The sequence below is a fragment of the Pseudoalteromonas denitrificans DSM 6059 genome (genome assembly GCF_900112265.1).
Taxonomy (GTDB): Bacteria; Pseudomonadota; Gammaproteobacteria; order Enterobacterales; family Alteromonadaceae; genus Pseudoalteromonas; species Pseudoalteromonas denitrificans.
On the sequence record NZ_FOLO01000047.1, the window covers coordinates 26,242 to 43,865 of the forward strand.

The 17,624-nt window shown below is 37.6% G+C and carries 26 protein-coding genes; 22 read left to right on the top strand and 4 right to left on the bottom strand.

The genetic code is table 11. The annotated features are described in order from the left end of the window. Positions 1-19: 19 nt before the first annotated feature. Positions 20-1,003, bottom strand: a complete 984-nt coding sequence (locus tag BM088_RS20520; RefSeq protein ID WP_091989171.1) for a calcium/sodium antiporter — start codon at positions 1,001-1,003, stop codon at positions 20-22. 241 nt (positions 1,004-1,244) lie between these two features. On the opposite strand from BM088_RS20520, the gene BM088_RS20525 reads away from it, so the two are divergent. Genes BM088_RS20525 through murA form a run of 7 tightly spaced genes read left to right on the top strand, consistent with a single transcriptional unit; the run spans position 1,245 to position 5,891 of the window. Further along, complete coding sequence (locus BM088_RS20525) at positions 1,245-2,063, top strand: ATP-binding cassette domain-containing protein (RefSeq protein ID WP_177208118.1); 819 nt, start codon at positions 1,245-1,247, stop codon at positions 2,061-2,063. Beyond that, positions 2,060-2,839 (top strand): lipid asymmetry maintenance ABC transporter permease subunit MlaE, encoded by a 780-nt coding sequence (gene mlaE / locus BM088_RS20530; protein ID WP_091989177.1) that lies wholly within the window; start codon positions 2,060-2,062, stop codon positions 2,837-2,839. The genes BM088_RS20525 and mlaE overlap by 4 nt, the downstream gene beginning before the upstream one ends. Before the next feature lie 37 nt (positions 2,840-2,876). Continuing rightward, positions 2,877-3,392 carry an outer membrane lipid asymmetry maintenance protein MlaD gene (gene mlaD / locus BM088_RS20535; RefSeq protein WP_091989180.1) on the top strand — a complete coding sequence of 172 codons (516 nt, stop codon included), beginning with the start codon at positions 2,877-2,879 and terminating at the stop codon, positions 3,390-3,392. 2 nt (positions 3,393-3,394) lie between these two features. Continuing rightward, the gene (locus BM088_RS20540; RefSeq protein WP_091989183.1) at positions 3,395-4,060 is read left to right on the top strand and encodes an MlaC/ttg2D family ABC transporter substrate-binding protein; all 666 of its coding nucleotides are present in this window, start codon (positions 3,395-3,397) and stop codon (positions 4,058-4,060) included. 5 nt (positions 4,061-4,065) lie between these two features. Further along, positions 4,066-4,359 carry an STAS domain-containing protein gene (locus tag BM088_RS20545; RefSeq protein ID WP_091989186.1) on the top strand — a complete coding sequence of 98 codons (294 nt, stop codon included), beginning with the start codon at positions 4,066-4,068 and terminating at the stop codon, positions 4,357-4,359. 7 nt (positions 4,360-4,366) lie between these two features. After that, entirely contained in the window at positions 4,367-4,624 is a 258-nt protein-coding gene (locus BM088_RS20550; protein ID WP_091989189.1) for a BolA family protein, read from the top strand. A 10-nt stretch (positions 4,625-4,634) separates the two neighbouring features. Beyond that, positions 4,635-5,891 (top strand): UDP-N-acetylglucosamine 1-carboxyvinyltransferase, encoded by a 1,257-nt coding sequence (gene murA, locus BM088_RS20555; protein ID WP_091989192.1) that lies wholly within the window; start codon positions 4,635-4,637, stop codon positions 5,889-5,891. 46 nt (positions 5,892-5,937) lie between these two features. On the opposite strand, the gene BM088_RS20560 is transcribed toward murA, so the two are convergent. The 3 genes from BM088_RS20560 to BM088_RS20570 all read right to left on the bottom strand — a co-directional run bounded on the left by BM088_RS20560 (position 5,938) and on the right by BM088_RS20570 (position 9,095). Next, on the bottom strand, positions 5,938-7,026 hold the full coding sequence (locus tag BM088_RS20560) for a trypsin-like peptidase domain-containing protein (RefSeq protein WP_091989195.1): 1,089 nt from the start codon (positions 7,024-7,026) through the stop codon (positions 5,938-5,940). Between the two features lie 114 nt (positions 7,027-7,140). Next, positions 7,141-8,499 carry a Do family serine endopeptidase gene (locus BM088_RS20565; RefSeq protein WP_091989198.1) on the bottom strand — a complete coding sequence of 453 codons (1,359 nt, stop codon included), beginning with the start codon at positions 8,497-8,499 and terminating at the stop codon, positions 7,141-7,143. Positions 8,500-8,642: 143 nt separating this feature from the next. After that, on the bottom strand, positions 8,643-9,095 hold the full coding sequence (locus BM088_RS20570; protein WP_091989201.1) for a Z-ring associated ZapG family protein: 453 nt from the start codon (positions 9,093-9,095) through the stop codon (positions 8,643-8,645). A 121-nt stretch (positions 9,096-9,216) separates the two neighbouring features. Here BM088_RS20570 and zapE point away from each other — a divergent pair, with 121 nt between their 5' ends. The 15 genes from zapE to BM088_RS20645 form a co-directional block, all read left to right on the top strand. Next, positions 9,217-10,308, top strand: a complete 1,092-nt coding sequence (zapE, locus tag BM088_RS20575) for a cell division protein ZapE (RefSeq protein ID WP_091989204.1) — start codon at positions 9,217-9,219, stop codon at positions 10,306-10,308. A 301-nt stretch (positions 10,309-10,609) separates the two neighbouring features. Next, positions 10,610-10,921, top strand: a complete 312-nt coding sequence (gene rpsJ, locus BM088_RS20580) for a 30S ribosomal protein S10 (RefSeq protein ID WP_042146798.1) — start codon at positions 10,610-10,612, stop codon at positions 10,919-10,921. Positions 10,922-10,948: 27 nt separating this feature from the next. Continuing rightward, the gene (rplC, locus tag BM088_RS20585; protein ID WP_091989207.1) at positions 10,949-11,584 is read left to right on the top strand and encodes a 50S ribosomal protein L3; all 636 of its coding nucleotides are present in this window, start codon (positions 10,949-10,951) and stop codon (positions 11,582-11,584) included. A gap of 17 nt (positions 11,585-11,601) precedes the next feature. Continuing rightward, entirely contained in the window at positions 11,602-12,207 is a 606-nt protein-coding gene (gene rplD / locus BM088_RS20590) for a 50S ribosomal protein L4 (RefSeq protein WP_091989209.1), read from the top strand. Beyond that, entirely contained in the window at positions 12,204-12,506 is a 303-nt protein-coding gene (rplW, locus tag BM088_RS20595; protein WP_091989212.1) for a 50S ribosomal protein L23, read from the top strand. Before rplD ends, rplW begins: the two co-directional genes overlap by 4 nt. A gap of 16 nt (positions 12,507-12,522) precedes the next feature. Then, on the top strand, positions 12,523-13,347 hold the full coding sequence (gene rplB / locus BM088_RS20600) for a 50S ribosomal protein L2 (protein ID WP_091989215.1): 825 nt from the start codon (positions 12,523-12,525) through the stop codon (positions 13,345-13,347). 15 nt (positions 13,348-13,362) lie between these two features. Further along, the gene (gene rpsS / locus BM088_RS20605; protein ID WP_010367084.1) at positions 13,363-13,641 is read left to right on the top strand and encodes a 30S ribosomal protein S19; all 279 of its coding nucleotides are present in this window, start codon (positions 13,363-13,365) and stop codon (positions 13,639-13,641) included. 11 nt (positions 13,642-13,652) lie between these two features. Next, complete coding sequence (rplV, locus tag BM088_RS20610; RefSeq protein ID WP_042146786.1) at positions 13,653-13,985, top strand: 50S ribosomal protein L22; 333 nt, start codon at positions 13,653-13,655, stop codon at positions 13,983-13,985. 11 nt (positions 13,986-13,996) lie between these two features. Continuing rightward, on the top strand, positions 13,997-14,698 hold the full coding sequence (gene rpsC / locus BM088_RS20615) for a 30S ribosomal protein S3 (RefSeq protein WP_091989217.1): 702 nt from the start codon (positions 13,997-13,999) through the stop codon (positions 14,696-14,698). Positions 14,699-14,710: 12 nt separating this feature from the next. Then, positions 14,711-15,124, top strand: a complete 414-nt coding sequence (gene rplP, locus BM088_RS20620; RefSeq protein WP_042146783.1) for a 50S ribosomal protein L16 — start codon at positions 14,711-14,713, stop codon at positions 15,122-15,124. Continuing rightward, entirely contained in the window at positions 15,124-15,315 is a 192-nt protein-coding gene (gene rpmC / locus BM088_RS20625) for a 50S ribosomal protein L29 (RefSeq protein WP_042146781.1), read from the top strand. Before rplP ends, rpmC begins: the two co-directional genes overlap by 1 nt. Then, positions 15,315-15,563, top strand: a complete 249-nt coding sequence (rpsQ, locus tag BM088_RS20630) for a 30S ribosomal protein S17 (RefSeq protein ID WP_091989220.1) — start codon at positions 15,315-15,317, stop codon at positions 15,561-15,563. The genes rpmC and rpsQ overlap by 1 nt, the downstream gene beginning before the upstream one ends. Before the next feature lie 325 nt (positions 15,564-15,888). After that, positions 15,889-16,734, top strand: a complete 846-nt coding sequence (locus BM088_RS20635; RefSeq protein WP_091989223.1) for a class I SAM-dependent methyltransferase — start codon at positions 15,889-15,891, stop codon at positions 16,732-16,734. Positions 16,735-16,995: 261 nt separating this feature from the next. Continuing rightward, positions 16,996-17,340, top strand: coding sequence for a hypothetical protein (locus BM088_RS20640; RefSeq protein WP_143085125.1), 345 nt, complete (start codon positions 16,996-16,998; stop codon positions 17,338-17,340). A 48-nt stretch (positions 17,341-17,388) separates the two neighbouring features. Continuing rightward, on the top strand, positions 17,389-17,624 hold a 236-nt coding region (locus tag BM088_RS20645; protein WP_143085126.1), incomplete at its 3' end, for a transposase family protein.

The window sequence follows — 17,624 nt, forward strand, 5'->3', positions numbered from 1 at the left end:
TAGAACAATATTTAATTATTTATGCTACTTGAGAGAATATATAGTATTGATAAGCTAAAAATCCGCACAACAAAGTAGCACCTTCAATTCTATTAATGCGGCGTGTTCCTTTCAAGTTCAAGCACATTGTAACCAAAATAATCGTAGCGCCAAGCATTACTAGCATATCCCTAGAGGCTGCAGCAGGATCAATTTCTGCTGGGTTTATCATTCCAGCAAGTGATAATACGGCTAATAAATTAAAAATGTTAGAGCCGATAATATTACCTAATGCCAAATCATCTTCGCCTTTTAACACCCCAGCAACACAGGCCGCTAGTTCAGGTAGACTTGTGCCTATTGCAATTATTGTTAGTCCAATTACTAAATCACTCATACCAAAAAACTTGGCAATATCAACCGCTGATTCAATTAAAAAGTGAGAGCTTAATGGTAATAGTATGAGACCGGTTATTAACCAGAAAATGGCACTTCTATTGCTTACATTGCTTGGCACATCACTACAGGCTTCAGTGACAAATGGATCTGCTTCAGTGGTCGTTTGTTCTTTTGCGTTTCTTTTAGTAATAATTATTAAGCCTAATATAAAGGTAATGAAACCTATCATTAAGGCGTAGCCTTCGATTGCTGAAAAGTAGTTATCTGACACGACATACCAAGCTCCTACTGAAATTAACAATAATAAGGGCATTTCGCGTTTTAAGGTTGAAGAAGATACGCTGAGAGGTTTGAATAATGCAGTGATACCTAATACTAATAAAATATTGGTTATATTTGATCCTATTGCATTACCAACTGCGGTATTCGTTTTATCTGCAAGTGCCGCTGATGCAGAAACCATCATTTCTGGTGCTGAAGAGCCCATCGCAACAATCGTTAAACCAACTATTAAAGTTGGAACGCCAAGGTTTTTTGCCAGCGCTGCTGCACCGTAAACAAATCTATCTGCGCTCCAAACTAAGGCTGTGAAAGCGATAAGTAAAATGATTATAGAAGTTAACATAATGAGTTAATTTTAAGCCAATATTTTTAGGATGTTAACCTTAAATTCTAGCAAGATTTAGGGGGAATGTATAACAACAATCCACCCTTTTTGAATTCTGAATTTAAGGTGTAATTAAAGCGTTAATAATGAATTGTTCTAGCTTAGTTGCTTTTTCTTACAAAATTTTACTTTAAATTTATCCCATAATGACAAAAAAAGATTAAAATAGCGGCTAGCAAAAAACATATTGGAGAGCGACTTGTCGCAAAACATAGTTGAAATAAAAGATGTGACCTTTACTAGGGGCGATCGTGTTATCTATCAAAACATGTCTTTTAATGTGCCAGCAGGAAAAATTACAGCTATTATGGGGCCAAGCGGCATAGGCAAAACAACTATGCTGAGATTAATCGGGGGACAGCTTAAACCTGATACTGGTGATATTTTATTTGAAAAGAACAGTATACCTCAAATGTCGCGTAAAGCTTTATATCAAGCTCGCAAAAAAATGAGTATGTTATTTCAAAGTGGTGCGTTGTTTACTGATATGTCGGTATTTGACAATGTTGCTTTTCCTATTAGGGAGCATACACAGTTAAATGAAGACCTAATACGTATCATCGTTTTACTTAAATTAGAGCTAGTAGGTTTACGGGGCGCTAAAAATTTAATGCCATCCGAATTATCTGGTGGTATGGCAAGACGTGCGGCTTTGGCGCGGTCTATTGCTTTAGACCCTGAACTTATTATGTATGATGAGCCCTTTGCAGGACAAGACCCTATTTCTATGGGGGTACTGGTTAAACTCATTAAGTCTTTAAATAATGCTCTAAATATTAGCTCATTAATTGTTACTCATGATGTAACTGAAGTTATGACTATTGCTGACCATGTCATTATTTTGGCCGATAAAGGTGTTATAGGTGAGGGTACCCCACAAGAGATGCTGGAACACTCATCACCATTAGTGCAACAATTTTTACAAGGCTTATCGGATGGTCCAGTGCCATTTCATTTCGAAGCTAAAAATTATATTGAGGATTTATTTACAAACCAAAGTGCTGGAGAGTTTCAATGATTGGTTTTTGGCAAAAGCTAGGGAAGGCAACACTAGCGCGTTTCTCTTCAATTGGAAGAGCAACGGCATTACTTATTGGGGCATTATTTAATGTACCAAATATTAAAAAAGGCACGCCTCTTTTAATTAAGCAATTGTACTCAGTTGGATTTTTATCGCTTATTATTATTGTAGTATCGGGTTTGTTTATAGGCATGGTTTTAGCCCTACAAGGTTATACTGTTTTGCAAGGGTATGGCGCTGAAGGCAGTTTAGGCCCATTGGTAGCCCTAAGTTTATTGCGAGAATTAGGTCCTGTTGTGACTGGTTTACTTTTTGCTGGTAGGGCAGGAAGTGCATTGACTGCAGAAATAGGCTTAATGAAGGCAACAGAACAACTTAGTAGTTTAGAAATGATGGCTGTGGATCCATTAAAAAGAATTATAGCTCCTCGATTTTGGGCTGGCATGATCAGCATGCCATTATTGGCTTTAATTTTTTCTGCCGTAGGTATTTTAGGCGCTCACTTAGTTGGGGTTGATTGGCTGGGTGTTGATACAGGAAGTTTTTGGTCAATAATGCAAGCACAGGTCTCGTTTGAAAAAGATATCCTTAATGGGATTGTTAAAACGCTAGTATTTGCTTTTGTGATCACTTGGATCGCACTTTATCGAGGTTATGACTGTATTCCTACATCTGAAGGGATCAGTGAAGCCACAACTAAAACGGTAGTACAATCTTCATTAGCTGTTTTAGGGTTTGATTTTGTTTTAACTGCAGTTATGTTTAGCAGTTAATAATTTTATAGGTATTAAGGTTTACAAGGTAAAGATAATGGTTTCACGAAAAATAGAAATATTAGTGGGGTTTTTTGTTTCATTAGGTATTTTAGCACTTATTATGTTAGCGCTAAATGTTGCCAATGCGGGAATTGGTGCAAATGGTGAAACCTATATTCTAAAAGCTAAATTTGAAAATATAGGTTCTTTAAAAATACGCTCACCGATAAAGGTTGGTGGTGTTGTTGTCGGTAGAGTTGCCAAAATTGCACTGGACAAAAATGATTATTTGCCTGTTGTTGATATGGAAATATCTACTGATTACAGTCATTTTTCTGAGACTACGGCGGTCAATATATTAACTTCGGGTATTTTAGGTGAACAATACTTAGGATTAAACCCTGGTGTTTTAGTAAATAATGCTGGTACAGATGATGATGAACTAAACGATTTATTTGGGCAAGAAGAGTTAAAGTTACTCGCAGATGGTGATTTTATTACCGATACTAAGTCTGCATTAGTACTTGAAGAATTAATAGGTCAATTTTTATTTAATCAGGGTGGCGAATAACCATGCTAAAAAAAGTTATAGTTTTACTAATATTAAGCGTTGTGATGTTAAGTTCAGGTTTTGCATCTGCACAAGTTTCATTAGACAATCCATATAAAGCAATCAAGCAAGTCGCTGGAAATACTTTTGAGCGTTTGGCAAAAGATCAAACAGCAATCACTAAAAACCCCAATCATTTAAAAAAAGTGGTTGAAGATGAACTTTTACCTTATATCGATTACAAATATGCGGCTTATAAAGTTTTAGGTAGTTATATTCAAAAAATTAGAAGCATCAAAGATAAAGATGAAAAAAAGGCTGAGATAGCTAAAGTTAAACGTTTCATTGAGGTTTTTAAAAGTTATTTGGTAACAACTTATGCGGGTGTTTTCACGCAATATACAGATCAAATAGTTGAATTTGATCCTGCTCAAAAAGTTGAAGATAAAAAAATAGTTATGGTCGGGACGCGTATCGTTGAAAATGGAAAACCTGATATTCATATTGGCTTCAAAATGAAGAAAAACAAAAAAGGACAATGGCGTGCTTATGATATGGTAGCTGAAGGTATTAGTTTACTTGATGCCAAGCAAAGTGAATTGCATGGTATTTTACGAAAAGAAGGGCTTGAGTATGTAATTACTCTTCTGGATAAAAAAAGTAAACTGCCAATTCAAGCTAAAGGTTAAACTCAATGTCTAAGCTTAATTTAATACATGAATCCAAAAATAATTTTAATTTATCTGGTGAATTAAGTCGCGATACGGTTATCGCTTACTCAAATATCAAAAAAATAGCATCTAAAGGTGATGATTGTATTAATTTTAACCTTTCAGGAGTATTAAGAGTTGACACTGCTGGCTTAGCTTGGTTAATTCACATATTATCGGAATTAAGGCAGCAAGGCATTCGCCTTGAGTTAAACAATATACCTGTACAATTGCAAAAACTAATGCAGTTAGGGCAGGTCAGTCATCTATTTGAGTAAAGAGCTAATGGAACCGAATCAAGTCGAAGCAATATTAAAAGAAAATTTATCACTTACAGAAGTGCATGTGAAAGCAAATGGTAACCATTTTGAAGTGATTGCAGTAGGTGAGTGTTTTGAAGAAGTTAGTCGTGTTAAAAAACAGCAACTGGTTTACGCTCCATTAAAAGACTCAATTGCAGATGGTACGATTCATGCTGTGTCTATTCGTGCTTTCACCCCTGTTGAATGGGAAAGAGAGCGCAAATTTATTCTCCCACAATAAGGAGAATATTATGGAACAATTTGTTATTCAAGGTGGTAGTACTTTAGCTGGCGAAGTTACTATTTCAGGTGCAAAAAATGCCGCATTACCTATCTTATTTGCCTCATTATTAGCTAACAGTACAAGTACATTTTTTAATGTCCCTAAATTAAGAGATATAGAAACAACAGAAGCTTTATTAAGTCAGCTTGGTGCAACTATAAAATGGCAAGGCGATACGTTATTAATTGATGGAGCGACTGTAGATAAAATTGTTGCACCATATGAGCTTGTAAAAAAAATGCGCGCTTCAGTGCTTGCTTTAGGGCCTCTTCTTGCACGCTTTGGCGAAGCACAAGTTTCTTTGCCCGGAGGGTGTGCAATAGGTGCGCGTCCAGTTGATTTACATATTAACGGCTTAATTAAAATGGGCGCTGATATTGAAGTTGAAAATGGCTATATCAATGCAAAAGTAGCTGGTCGCTTAAAAGGTGCTCATATCTTTATGGATATGGTAAGTGTAGGGGCTACAGAAAATTTAATGATGGCTGCTGCATTGGCTGATGGTATAACCATACTTGAAAATGCAGCACGAGAGCCAGAAATAATCGATTTAGCAACATATTTAATAGGTATGGGCGCTAAGATTAAAGGTGCCGGAACAGATAGTATTGAAATTGAAGGTATTGAAGAATTAAAAGGGTGTGAGCATAAAATATTACCTGATCGTATTGAAACTGGAACTTTTTTAGTCGCGGCTGCAATGAGTGGTGGTGAAGTTTTATGTAAAAATACAGATCAAAGCTTAGATCCTGTTATTGAAAAATTACGAGCAGCAAATGCTTTTATTGAAGTAACAAATGACAGTATTTATCTTGATATGAGAAATCGAGAGTTGAAGGCTGTAAATATAAAAACGATGCCACACCCTGGTTTTCCAACTGATATGCAAGCTCAATTTACAGCGCTTAATGTTGTCGCTAAAGGTAGTGCAACAATTACAGAAACAATATTTGAAAACCGCTTTATGCATGTACCAGAATTACAACGTATGGGTGCTAATATTCGGTTAGAAGGTAATACCGCTATTTGTGGTGAGACGACTAGCTTATCTGGCGCTCAAGTTATGGCTACAGATTTACGTGCCTCTGCGAGTTTGATCTTAACGGGTATTATTGCCAAAGGTGAAACACTTGTTGATCGTATTTATCATGTTGATCGCGGATATCAAAAGATAGAAGATAAACTCAGCGCTTTAGGTGCAAATATTAAGCGACGTAAAGCATAAAAATAACTTTAGCGAGTAAAGACTTTACTCGCTAAAGTTATTTTATTTATATAGGTTCTAACTCCATTACAGTTACTGGTATTGTTTTCTTTTTACCATCCCGCATTAATTCAAAGTCTATTTTTGTCCCTGGCAAAGTATTCGCTATTTTCTCTAAGTTTTGCTGCATATCGGTGACTATTTCACCATCAATTTTAAAGATGATATCCCTATCTTGTAGCCCTGCTTGCCATGCCGGCCCTAAAGGATCCAGGTTATAAATTTGCATTCCTGCTACGGGTGTTAATTGATCTCTAATGGCAATGCCTGATTTATCTACGGGGTTTGCACTGAAGCCTAAATAGCCTCTTACAACACGTCCATACTTTATGAGTTTATCCATTACATCTTTGGCTATTGAATATGGTACAGCAAAAAATATTCCCTGAATCTCAATATTTCGTTTTGATGTAAATTGGGCTGAATTAATCCCCACTAAAATACCATTAGAATTTACTAACGCACCGCCAGAGTTACCTACGTTAATAGCTGCATCCATCTGTAATAAGTTAGTATGGGAGCTTTGGACTATATTTTGTTTTCCGGTAGCACTAATTATACCTTGAGTAATTGTTTGGCCTAAATTAAGAGGGTTACCTATGGCTAAAACAACATCTCCTACTTGAGGTGTAAAGCTATCATCGGTTGGTACAGTAGGTAGTTGCAAAGCGTCAATTTTTAATAAAGCTAAATCAGTTACGGTATCAAAACCGACTAATTGTGCATTATTAAACTGGCGGCCATCGGCAAGAATTATAATGACTTGGTCGGCATTATTAATGACATGATAGTTAGTTAAAATATAGCCATTTTTAGACATGATCACACCAGAACCTAACTCTTGCGTTGATCTTTGGGGATAACTCGTTTGGTTATTAAAACTTTCTGAATAAATGGTTACAACAGAAGGAGCTGATTTTTGAACACCCGTTGCAAAAGTTAAGTGAGCCTGTGTTAATGCTTCAGGTTGATCATTTGATGGGAATCCAAGAGGCCAAAAATCAGGTCGAAGGGATGGTTTAATAAGCAAAACTAAAAAAGCGATGCCTAATCCAATCAAGATAGGGGAAAGTAAAAATTTTAAAGGTTTTAGCACAGGAGAGTTAACTAATAATGATTAATGTCTACATGATGGCATAAATGATGATAAATGGCACAAAAAAAAGAAACAAGATTAAACATTGTTTCTTTTTTTGCTGTAAGCGGCTCCTTATTGAATCAATAAGAAAATTGAATCTCGTCCACGCTTAACACCTAATACAATATTACCATTGATGTCTTTTAATGAATTAGTTAGGTCTCTTAAGCTAGAAACGCGTTTACGGTTAACTTGAACTATAACATCGCCTTCTTCAAAACCGACACGCTGAGCTGGAGAGCGCTCTTCGAGTTCTGATATAATAATGCCTTTCATATCGTCTCTCGTTGTGCCTACTTCAAGTGCGGCACCTCTAAGCATAGGGTGGAGTTTATCTGCTTCCACTTTGGCAAGCTGTGCACCTCGTAATGTAACATTTACAGTTTTCTTTTTACCGTTTCGAATAAGCTGTAATTTTACTTTTTTACCTTCACCCAAAGTTGATATTTTACTACGCAACTCTTGGAAACCTTGAATGCTATTGCTATTTACGGCTACGATCACATCACCTGTCTCAATCCCAGCATCCGAGGCAGCTGAATCTTCGCTAACGCTCATAACAATCGCGCCTTGTTTCACATCTAATTGTTGTGCTTTTGCAATACCTGCATTTAATGTACGTCCTGAAATACCTAAAGTGCCACGTTTAACCTCACCGTGTTCAATAATTTGATCAACTAAATTTTTCATCATATTGGAAGGGATCGCAAAACCAATTCCAACATTTCCCCCAGAAGCTCCTAAGATAGCAGTATTAATACCAATTAGTTCACCACGTAGATTAACTAACGCTCCACCTGAATTACCTTGGTTTATAGCTGCATCTGTTTGAATGAAATCTTCATAACCCTCAATGTTTAAGCCACTACGACCCATAGCGCTGACAATACCAGAGGTTACTGTATGGCTTAAGCCAAAAGGATTTCCAATTGCTACGGTAAAATCACCAACGCGCAGTTTATCGGAATTAGCTATTTTAACAGCAATTAACTCTTTGGCATCGATTCTAAGTAAAGCAACATCAGATTCTTTATCCGTACCGACTAACTCTGCTTCATATTCTCGACCATCTTGCAGACTAATAATTATTTTTTCAGCATCTTGAATAACATGATTGTTAGTTACTACAAAACCTTCATCAGCATCTATTATGACACCTGAACCTAATCCATTAAAAGGTTGTTTTTGACTTCTTTGTTGACGAGGGTTTCCAAAAAAGAATTCTCTAGGATCTATTTTACGGCGTACTTCTTTAGCACCTGAAACTCTAATGCTGACAACACCTGGGGTAATTTTTTCTAGCATTGGGGCTAAAGTGGGAAGTTGTTGTCCATTTACTGCTATCGGGAGTTTCGCTTGGCTAATACTTGGATTTACTAAAAGGCTTGAAGAAAGAATAATAGCACTTAATAAAGTTAATTTTGTTTTCATAGTCTAAATGTACTCCTGTGTTTATTTATCAAGGATATTAAGTTATTTACTTAATATCCTTGAACTTACTTATAAAGACTATGGGGTAAAAAAAAAGTTCATCAGAAAATGTATTTTGTTTTTTCTTAAATGTAAGTAAATATTTAAACAGTCGGTTCCTTGATAATCTCTTCTTTTTTTGTGCCAGAAAAAATACCTGAATTTTCTTGTGCATAATCCATAGGCTGTGCATCAGTAATATTAGTATGTGCTTTGGGTTCTTCAAGCTGATCTAATGATGCTTGAAGTTGCTCGGTTGTTTCTTTAGAAAAGAAAGGCATTGCTTCTTTTGTATTATCAACCAAAAGTAACTTATTGGTTTGTTGTACGTGATTAGCTAATTGTTCGTAGTTATCTTTCATCTTAGAAACTAGTTTATCAGTACTTGCTAAGTGATCAGCAACATCTTGTTTATATTGCTCCAGATCTGATTTTGCTTTTTCAACTTCTTTTTCTAATTCATCATTTTCATATTGACGTTTAGTGAAAACAGTACCTACAAAAAAACTTGCAATAGCGGTGATTAACAAAAAAGAAAGCCAAGTGATTGTTGACATAAAAATACCCCTGTAATTGAACTAAATGAAAAATAATATACTAACTATAAATATACGCTTACTTGAGCATCGTGTTAATATAAAAACACATAATTTCTGTTTTTTATTAATGTAAAGTTATATGACTCCTTGGCAAAAATATCAATTAGACCTTCAAAGTGACGATTTTCATTACGATGCAGCACAAGAAAATGCAGTAAAAAACTTACAGCGTTTATATGATGATTTGCAAAATGTTCCAGAAGTTAAGGCTGGCTTGTTATCACGTATATTTAAGACTAAACCGGTAAAAAATAATATAAAAGGTTTGTATTTTTGGGGTGGTGTAGGTCGTGGTAAAACTTACTTAGTTGATACCTTTTATGATGCTTTACCTGGTGAGCGAAAAATGCGAATTCACTTTCATCGATTTATGCATCGCGTACATGATGAATTAAAAAAACTAAATGATGTTTCTAACCCTCTTGAAAAGGTCGCTGATAGTTTTAAGGCGCAAACAGATATAATTTGTTTTGATGAGTTTTTTGTTTCTGATATCACTGATGCCATGCTATTAGGTGGACTTATGCAGGAACTATTTAAACGAGATATTATTCTTGTAGCCACTTCAAATATTATTCCAGATGACTTATATAAGTATGGTTTGCAAAGGGAGCGCTTTGTACCTGCAATTAAATTAGTAAATGAAAATACCATAGTGGTAAATGTAGATTCTGGTATTGATTATAGATTACGCACCCTTGAGCAAGCTGAGATATTTCACAGCCCCTTAGATGAGCAGGCAGATAAAAACTTATATGAGTATTTTACGAAGCTGTCACCAGAGCTTGGGCACAAAGAGAAAAAAATCGAAATTGAAGGTCGCATGCTTAATACTCGAATGGAAGCCGATAGTATTGTAATGTTTGATTTCACTGAATTATGTGAAACCGCCCGTAGCCAAGTCGATTATATGGAAATTAGTCGTATCTATCACACGGTACTATTATCTAATGTAAAAATGATGGGTAGACAAAATGATGATGCTGCTAGACGTTTTATCGCTTTGGTGGATGAGTTTTATGAGCGTAATGTGACTTTGATTATTTCTGCTGAAGCTGAATTAATATATCTATATGAAACAGGCATGTTAGATTTTGAATTTAAACGTTGTATTAGCCGCTTACAAGAAATGCAATCTTTAGAATACTTATCAAGAGAACATTTAGCTTAATTTAAAGTAGATTATTATTACTCAATTTATGCAGCAGTTAGAATAATTAGTTTAATAAAACTGTTGCATTTATCATCAATCTCACTATAATACGCAAACTTTCAGAATTATTATTGCTAATTTGATTAGTTTTACTGGAAGTAATAGGCACTGATTTGGATATCAAGTCGTGCTAAACAAGAACTCCGATTTGGAGTTCATCGGTAAGAACATAAACGCAACTGACACTAGTTTACTAGGTGTATCAGTGCGTATTATTGTGTTCTTTTTAAATGCTCTTTTTAATATTTGAGGTTTAAGAATGTCAAGTCAACGCATTCGTATTCGCCTGAAAGCTTTTGACCATAGATTGATTGATCAATCAACTTTGGAAATCGTGGAAACAGCGAAGCGCACTGGCGCACAGGTTCGTGGTCCTATTCCACTACCAACACGCTTTGAGCGTTTTACAGTACTAACTTCACCGCACGTTAATAAAGACGCGCGTGACCAGTACGAAATCCGCACCCATAAACGTCTGATAGACATCGTAGAACCAACTGATAAGACTGTTGATGCATTAATGCGTCTTGATCTTGCAGCTGGTGTTGATGTTCAAATCAGCCTGGGTTAATCGGAAGATTAGAGAGGTTTTAGGAAAATGGCATTAGGTCTAGTCGGTCGTAAAGTGGGCATGACACGTATCTTCACTGAAGATGGTGCATCAATCCCAGTAACGGTTATCGAAGCAACACCTAACCGCATCACTCAGATTCGTTCTGAAGAAGTTGATGGTTATAGTGCGCTTCAAGTAACTGCAGGCACTAAGAAAGCAAGTCGCGTAAATAAAGCTGAAGCAGGTCACTTTGCTAAAGCTGGCGTAGAAGCTGGTCTTGGTCTGTGGGAATTTCGCCTTAACGGTGATGAGGGTGAGTTCGCGCTTGCTCAAGAAATCACTGTAGAGTTATTCAATGACGTAAACAAAGTTGACGTTACTGGTAATTCTAAAGGTAAAGGCAATGCTGGCGTAATTAAACGCTGGAACTTTGCAATGCAAGACGCAACTCACGGTAACTCTCTTGCTCACCGTGCACATGGTTCAATCGGTCAAAATCAGTCTCCGGGCAAGGTTTTTAAAGGCAAAAAAATGTCTGGCCACATGGGTAATGAGCGTGTAACGACTCAAAACCTTGAACTTGTACGTGTTGACGTTGAGCGTAACTTACTGTTAGTTAAAGGCGCAGTGCCTGGCGCTATCGGTGGCGATGTTATCGTTAAACCTGCTGTTAAAGCATAAGTCCTGGAGATTTAGTAATGGAATTAGTATTGAAAGACGCTAAAGGCGCTCTTGAAGTATCCGATGCTACTTTTGGACGTGAGTTTAACGAAGCATTAGTACACCAAGTAGTAGTTGCATTTGCAGCTGGTGCTCGTCAAGGTACTAAAGCTCAGAAGACTCGTTCTGAAGTAAGTGGCGGTGGTAAAAAGCCGTGGAATCAAAAAGGTACTGGCCGTGCACGTGCTGGTACAATCCGTAGCCCAATTTGGCGCTCGGGTGGTGTGACGTTTGCAGCTAAGCCGCAAGATCACAGCCAAAAAGTTAACCGTAAAATGTACCGCGGCGCAATCCGTAGTATTCTTAGCGAATTAGTTCGTCAAGAGCGTTTAATTGTTGTTGAAAACTTTGGCATCGAAGCGCCAAAGACTAAGCACCTTGTAGCTAAGCTTAAAGAGCTTGAGCTGAAAGACGTACTTATCGTTACTGAAGAAGTTGATGAGAATTTATTCTTATCTTCTCGTAACCTTTATAAGGTTGACGTACGTGACGTAGCTGGTATTGATCCAGTAAGTCTAATCGCATTCGATAAGGTTCTTATTACAGCAGCTGCTGTTAAGCAACTTGAGGAGTCATTAGCATGATCCGTGAAGAGCGTTTATTAAAGGTTATTTTAGGCCCGCACATCTCTGAAAAAAGTACAATTAATGCTGAAACAAACAACGCAGTTGTTTTTAAAGTAGTTAATGATGCAACTAAAGCTGAAGTTAAAGCAGCTGTAGAAAAGCTTTTTGAAGTAGAAGTAACGGGTGTTCGTACATTACTTGTTAAGGGTAAAACAAAGCGTACAGGAGCTCGTTTCGGTCGTCGTTCTGACTGGAAAAAAGCCTACGTTACTCTTAAAGAAGGTAGTGAACTAGACTTTGTCGGCGGCGCCGAGTAATTTAGGAGTTAGAATTATGGCACTTCAGAAGTGTAAACCAACTTCTCCGGGTCGTCGTCACCTAGTTAAAGTGGTTAACTCTGAGCTACATAAGGGTAAACCATACGCACCACTTTTAGAGAAAAAATCTAAATCAGGTGGTCGTAATAACAATGGTCGTATTACGGTTCGTCACATTGGTGGTGGTCACAAGCATCATTACCGTGTAGTTGATTTTAAACGTAACAAAGATGGCATTCCAGCTAAAGTTGAGCGTTTAGAATACGATCCAAACCGTAGCGCAAACATCGCACTTGTATTATATGCAGACGGTGAGCGTTCATACATCATTGCACCTAAAGGCGTTTCTGCCGGTGATGCTATCCAGTCTGGTGTTGATGCACCGATCAAAGCTGGTAACACATTACCAATGCGTAACATGCCTGTAGGTTCTACAGTACATTGTGTTGAGTTAAAACCAGGTAAAGGTGCACAAATTGCACGTTCTGCTGGTTCTTACGTACAAATCCTAGCTCGTGATGGTCAGTATGTAACATTACGTCTTCGTTCAGGCGAAGTTCGTAAAGTTGAATCTGATTGTCGTGCGACATTAGGTGAAGTAGGTAATGCTGAACATATGCTTCGTTCTTTAGGTAAAGCTGGTGCTAGTCGCTGGCGTGGCGTTCGCCCAACTGTTCGTGGTGTTGCCATGAATCCAGTTGATCACCCACACGGTGGTGGTGAAGGTCGTACATCTGGTGGTCGTCATCCTGTGTCTCCATGGGGTAAGCCTACTAAAGGTGCTAAAACGCGTAAGAACAAGCGTACGGATAAATTTATAGTACGTCGTCGTACTAAGTAATATTGAGGAATAGCCATGCCACGCTCTCTCAAGAAGGGTCCTTTTATTGACCTACACTTGCTGAAGAAGGTAGAGAAAGCTTTGGAAAGCGGTGATAAGAAGCCAATTAAAACTTGGAGCCGTCGTTCAATGATCATACCTAACATGATCGGATTGACCATTGCTGTCCATAATGGTCGCCAGCACGTACCTGTATTCGTTACAGACGAAATGATCGGTCACAAACTGGGTGAATTTGCGCCAACTCGTACTTATCGCGGTCATGCTGCTGATAAGAAAGCGAAAAAGAGATAAGGGGTTAAAAAATGCAAGCATTAGCTAAACATAAATTTGCCTCTGGTTCAGCGCAAAAAGCTCGTCTAGTAGCAGATCAAATCCGTGGTTTAGCGGTAGATCAAGCTCTAGAAATCCTAGCGTACAGCAACAAATCAGCTGCTGTATTAGTTAAAAAAGTACTTGAGTCTGCTATTGCTAACGCAGAGCATAACGAAGGTGCCGACATTGATGAGCTACGTGTAGCTACGATCTTTGTGGACGATGGTCCTACAATGAAGCGTATCATGCCACGTGCTAAAGGACGCGCAGACCGCATCCTTAAGCGTTCAAGCCACATCACTGTTGTGGTTTCAGATAACTAGGAGTAATAGTAATGGGACAAAAAGTTCATCCTACTGGTATTCGCCTAGGTATATCGAAACCTTGGGTTTCTACTTGGTTCGCGAATTCTAAAGATTTTCCAGATATGCTTTTCGGCGATCATCAAGTACGTGAGTACCTTACAAAGGCACTAAAAAGCGCGTCACTTGCTAAAATCGTAATCGAACGTCCAGCTAAATCTATCCGCGTTACAATTCACACGGCTCGTCCTGGTGTTGTAATCGGTAAGAAAGGCGAAGACGTAGAAAAGCTCCGTAAAGCAGTAACAAAGATTGCTGGTGTACCTGCTCAGATTAATATCTCTGAAGTTCGTAAGCCAGAGCTTGAAGCAAAATTAGTTGCTGATAGCATTGCATCTCAACTTGAGCGTCGTGTTATGTTCCGTCGTGCTATGAAGCGCGCAGTACAAAATGCAATGCGTATTGGTGCCAAGGGTATCAAAGTACAAGTTGGTGGTCGTTTAGGTGGTGCAGAAATCGCACGTGCTGAATGGTACCGTGAAGGCCGTGTTCCACTACACACTTTACGTGCTGACATCGACTATGCAACAGCAGAAGCTAATACTACTTACGGTATCATCGGTGTTAAAGTTTGGATCTTTAAAGGCGAAGTTATTGGTGGTCTTCCACTTAAAACTGAAGTTGAAAAGCCATCTAAACGCGGCCCGAAAAAGCCACGTAAAAGTGCTAAGTAGAGGAAGCGAATAATGTTACAGCCAAAACGTACAAAATTCCGTAAAGTGCATAAAGGTCGCAACCGCGGTCTTGCGCAAAACGGTAACAAAGTAAGCTTCGGTACTTTCGGTTTGAAAGCAGTTGGCCGTGGTCGTATGACTGCACGTCAAATTGAAGCCGCTCGTCGAGCTATGACTCGTCACGTTAAGCGTCAAGGTAAAATCTGGATCCGTGTGTTCCCTGATAAGCCTATCACAAATAAGCCGCTTGAAGTTCGAATGGGTAAAGGTAAAGGTAGTGTGGAATATTGGGTTTGTGAAATCCAACCAGGCCGCGTACTTTACGAGATGGAAGGAGTTCCTGAAGAGCTTGCACGTGAAGCTTTCGAACTTGCTGCTTGTAAACTACCATTCAAGACAACATTTGTAACTCGGACGGTGATGTAATGAGCGCTAACGAACTTAAAGACAAAAATGTAGAAGAGCTAAATACTGAGCTTCTAGAACTACTTCGTGAGCAATTCAATATGCGCATGCAAGCAAGTACTGGTCAGTTAGCACAAACACATTTGCTAAGAAAAGTACGTCGCGATATTGCGCGTGTTAAAACGGTTATCAACCAGAAGGCAAACGCATAATGAGCGAAAATATCCGTACTCTTCAAGGCCGTGTAGTTAGTAACAAAATGGACAAGTCTATTGTTGTTGCTATTGAGCGTCAGGTGAAGCACCCAATCTATGGTAAATTCATCAAACGTACAACTAAGCTACATGCACATGATGAAAGCAACACATGTAAAGAAGGTAACATCGTGACGATTCGCGAATGTGCACCTATCTCTAAAACTAAGTCTTGGACTTTAGTTGCTGTTGTTTCTGAAGCTTAATTAGTACTTACTAATCTAAGTTTTAGACTAAAAACCCACTCTTAGGAGTGGGTTTTTTTATGGCCAAAATAAATAACCTATGTGCTTAAAAATTAAATACTAGGTATTAGTTTGTTTCTATTTTTGCTAAGGCAAGTTTATTAGTATTTACTCAGCTAGATTTTAGACTAGAGTGAACTCTTCGGCGTATTTTATTGTTTTTAAGCTCGGCTGGAGGGGGATAACGGTTAAAGCAAGCTCCGCTACTATTAATGTAATGCAAAAAATCGTATTTTTTGTATAATTGTCGGCCTCATTATTTATTAATCTATTCTGCAGTTGCCCTATGAAACGAACTTTTACCAAACCTTGGACAGATTACGAACTTATTGATGCTGGAAATCAAAAAAAGTTAGAACGCTGGGGCGATATTATCACTATTCGCCCTGATATGAATGCCTATTTTAAATCAATATTAAGTGACAAAGAGTGGCAAAATAAGGCTCACTTTGAATTTGTAGAAAGCTCAAAAAGTTCAGGTAGTTGGTCAGCACTTAAAGCGGACACGCCAACTAAATGGGCGATTCAATTTAAGCAATTAACACTAAATATTGAACTGACCAAATTCAAGCATGTAGGGGTATTTCCGGAGCAAAGAGTTAATTGGGATTTTATTACGGAGCACTTAAATAAAGACGATCGTTTTCTAAATTTATTTGCATATACAGGTGCAGCATCAATAGCTGCACGCGCTCAAGGTGCCGAAGTCTTTCATTGTGATTCAGTAAAACAAGTAATTACTTGGGGCAATGAGAACATGCAATCGTCAGGCTTATCCGATATTCATTGGATTCATGAAGATGCGCTTAAATTTGCACAACGTGAAATTAAACGTGATAAGAAATATAAGGGGATTGTGATGGATCCGCCTGCGTTTGGTATTAGTGCAAAAAAGGCACGCTGGAAAATTGAAAATAAATTCCCTGAGTTATTATCGTCAGCATTAGAATTAAAAGAGAAGGGGGGATTTATTATCATTAATACATACTCTCCTCGGTTAGACGAAGAAAAGATTCGTAAAATTGCAAGTGGGTTAGTAGAGAATGAATCAGTTGAAGTAACAACGCTCAGTATGAAAACGACTACCGGAAAAACCTTAGAGTATGGTTTAAGAACAATTATTACGGGGTAGTTTTGATTTTTTGTTTTAAAATAAATTTATGAAAATCAGAGTTTGGGGAAATGCTATTGTCATTTCCCTATTTTTTAATGTCGTTTCAAACATAAGACAACTAAAGTGAACTTTCCATAATCTTAGCTATCTATATAATTTCAATATAAAAAATATAACTTAATTATGGAAATAAGACGTTGGGGAGGTGCGCTTGCTATTTCCTTGGTATTACACGCAATACTGCTATTTTTATTACTAAAAAATAACTCAAGAACAAAAGTGGTTGAATTAAAAGAACAAGCATTAAAAACCTATATTGTATCTTATGTAGAGCAAAAACGATTACTAAAAAAGGATGAGAAATTAGAGGTGAAAACACAAGCAAAAAATATAAAAAAAATTACTAAAAGTAATGAGTTAAAACTTGAAAAAGTTATTAAACAGAAGACAAACAAGCTAGTTATAGATAAAAATATAAATGCTGAAGTGCAAGAAGATTTAACTCTAAAAAATCAAAATAAAACAAAAACCTTTAAGAAATTGAACCCGTATTCTGGAGTCAGCAGCATTATAAACCAAGAGTATAACCGTTCACGGCAAGATCATTATAAATTGAACTTATAGAACAAGTAGCGATCAGATCAAGGCATAATCCCCCTTTGGTAACTTAATATGAGCGCTACTTTTTTGAAACACTTTAATTCTATTACAGATCCTCGCATTGAGCGCTGCAAAAAGCATGAACTTATCGATATTCTTCTGCTAGCAATTAGTGCCGTACTCTCTGGTGCACAAGGATGGGAGGATATTGAAGACTTTGGGCATCTAAAGCTTGATTGGTTAAAAAGATATGGCTCTTTCGACGCTGGAATTCCAAAGCATGACACTATTGCTCGTGTCGTCTGTCG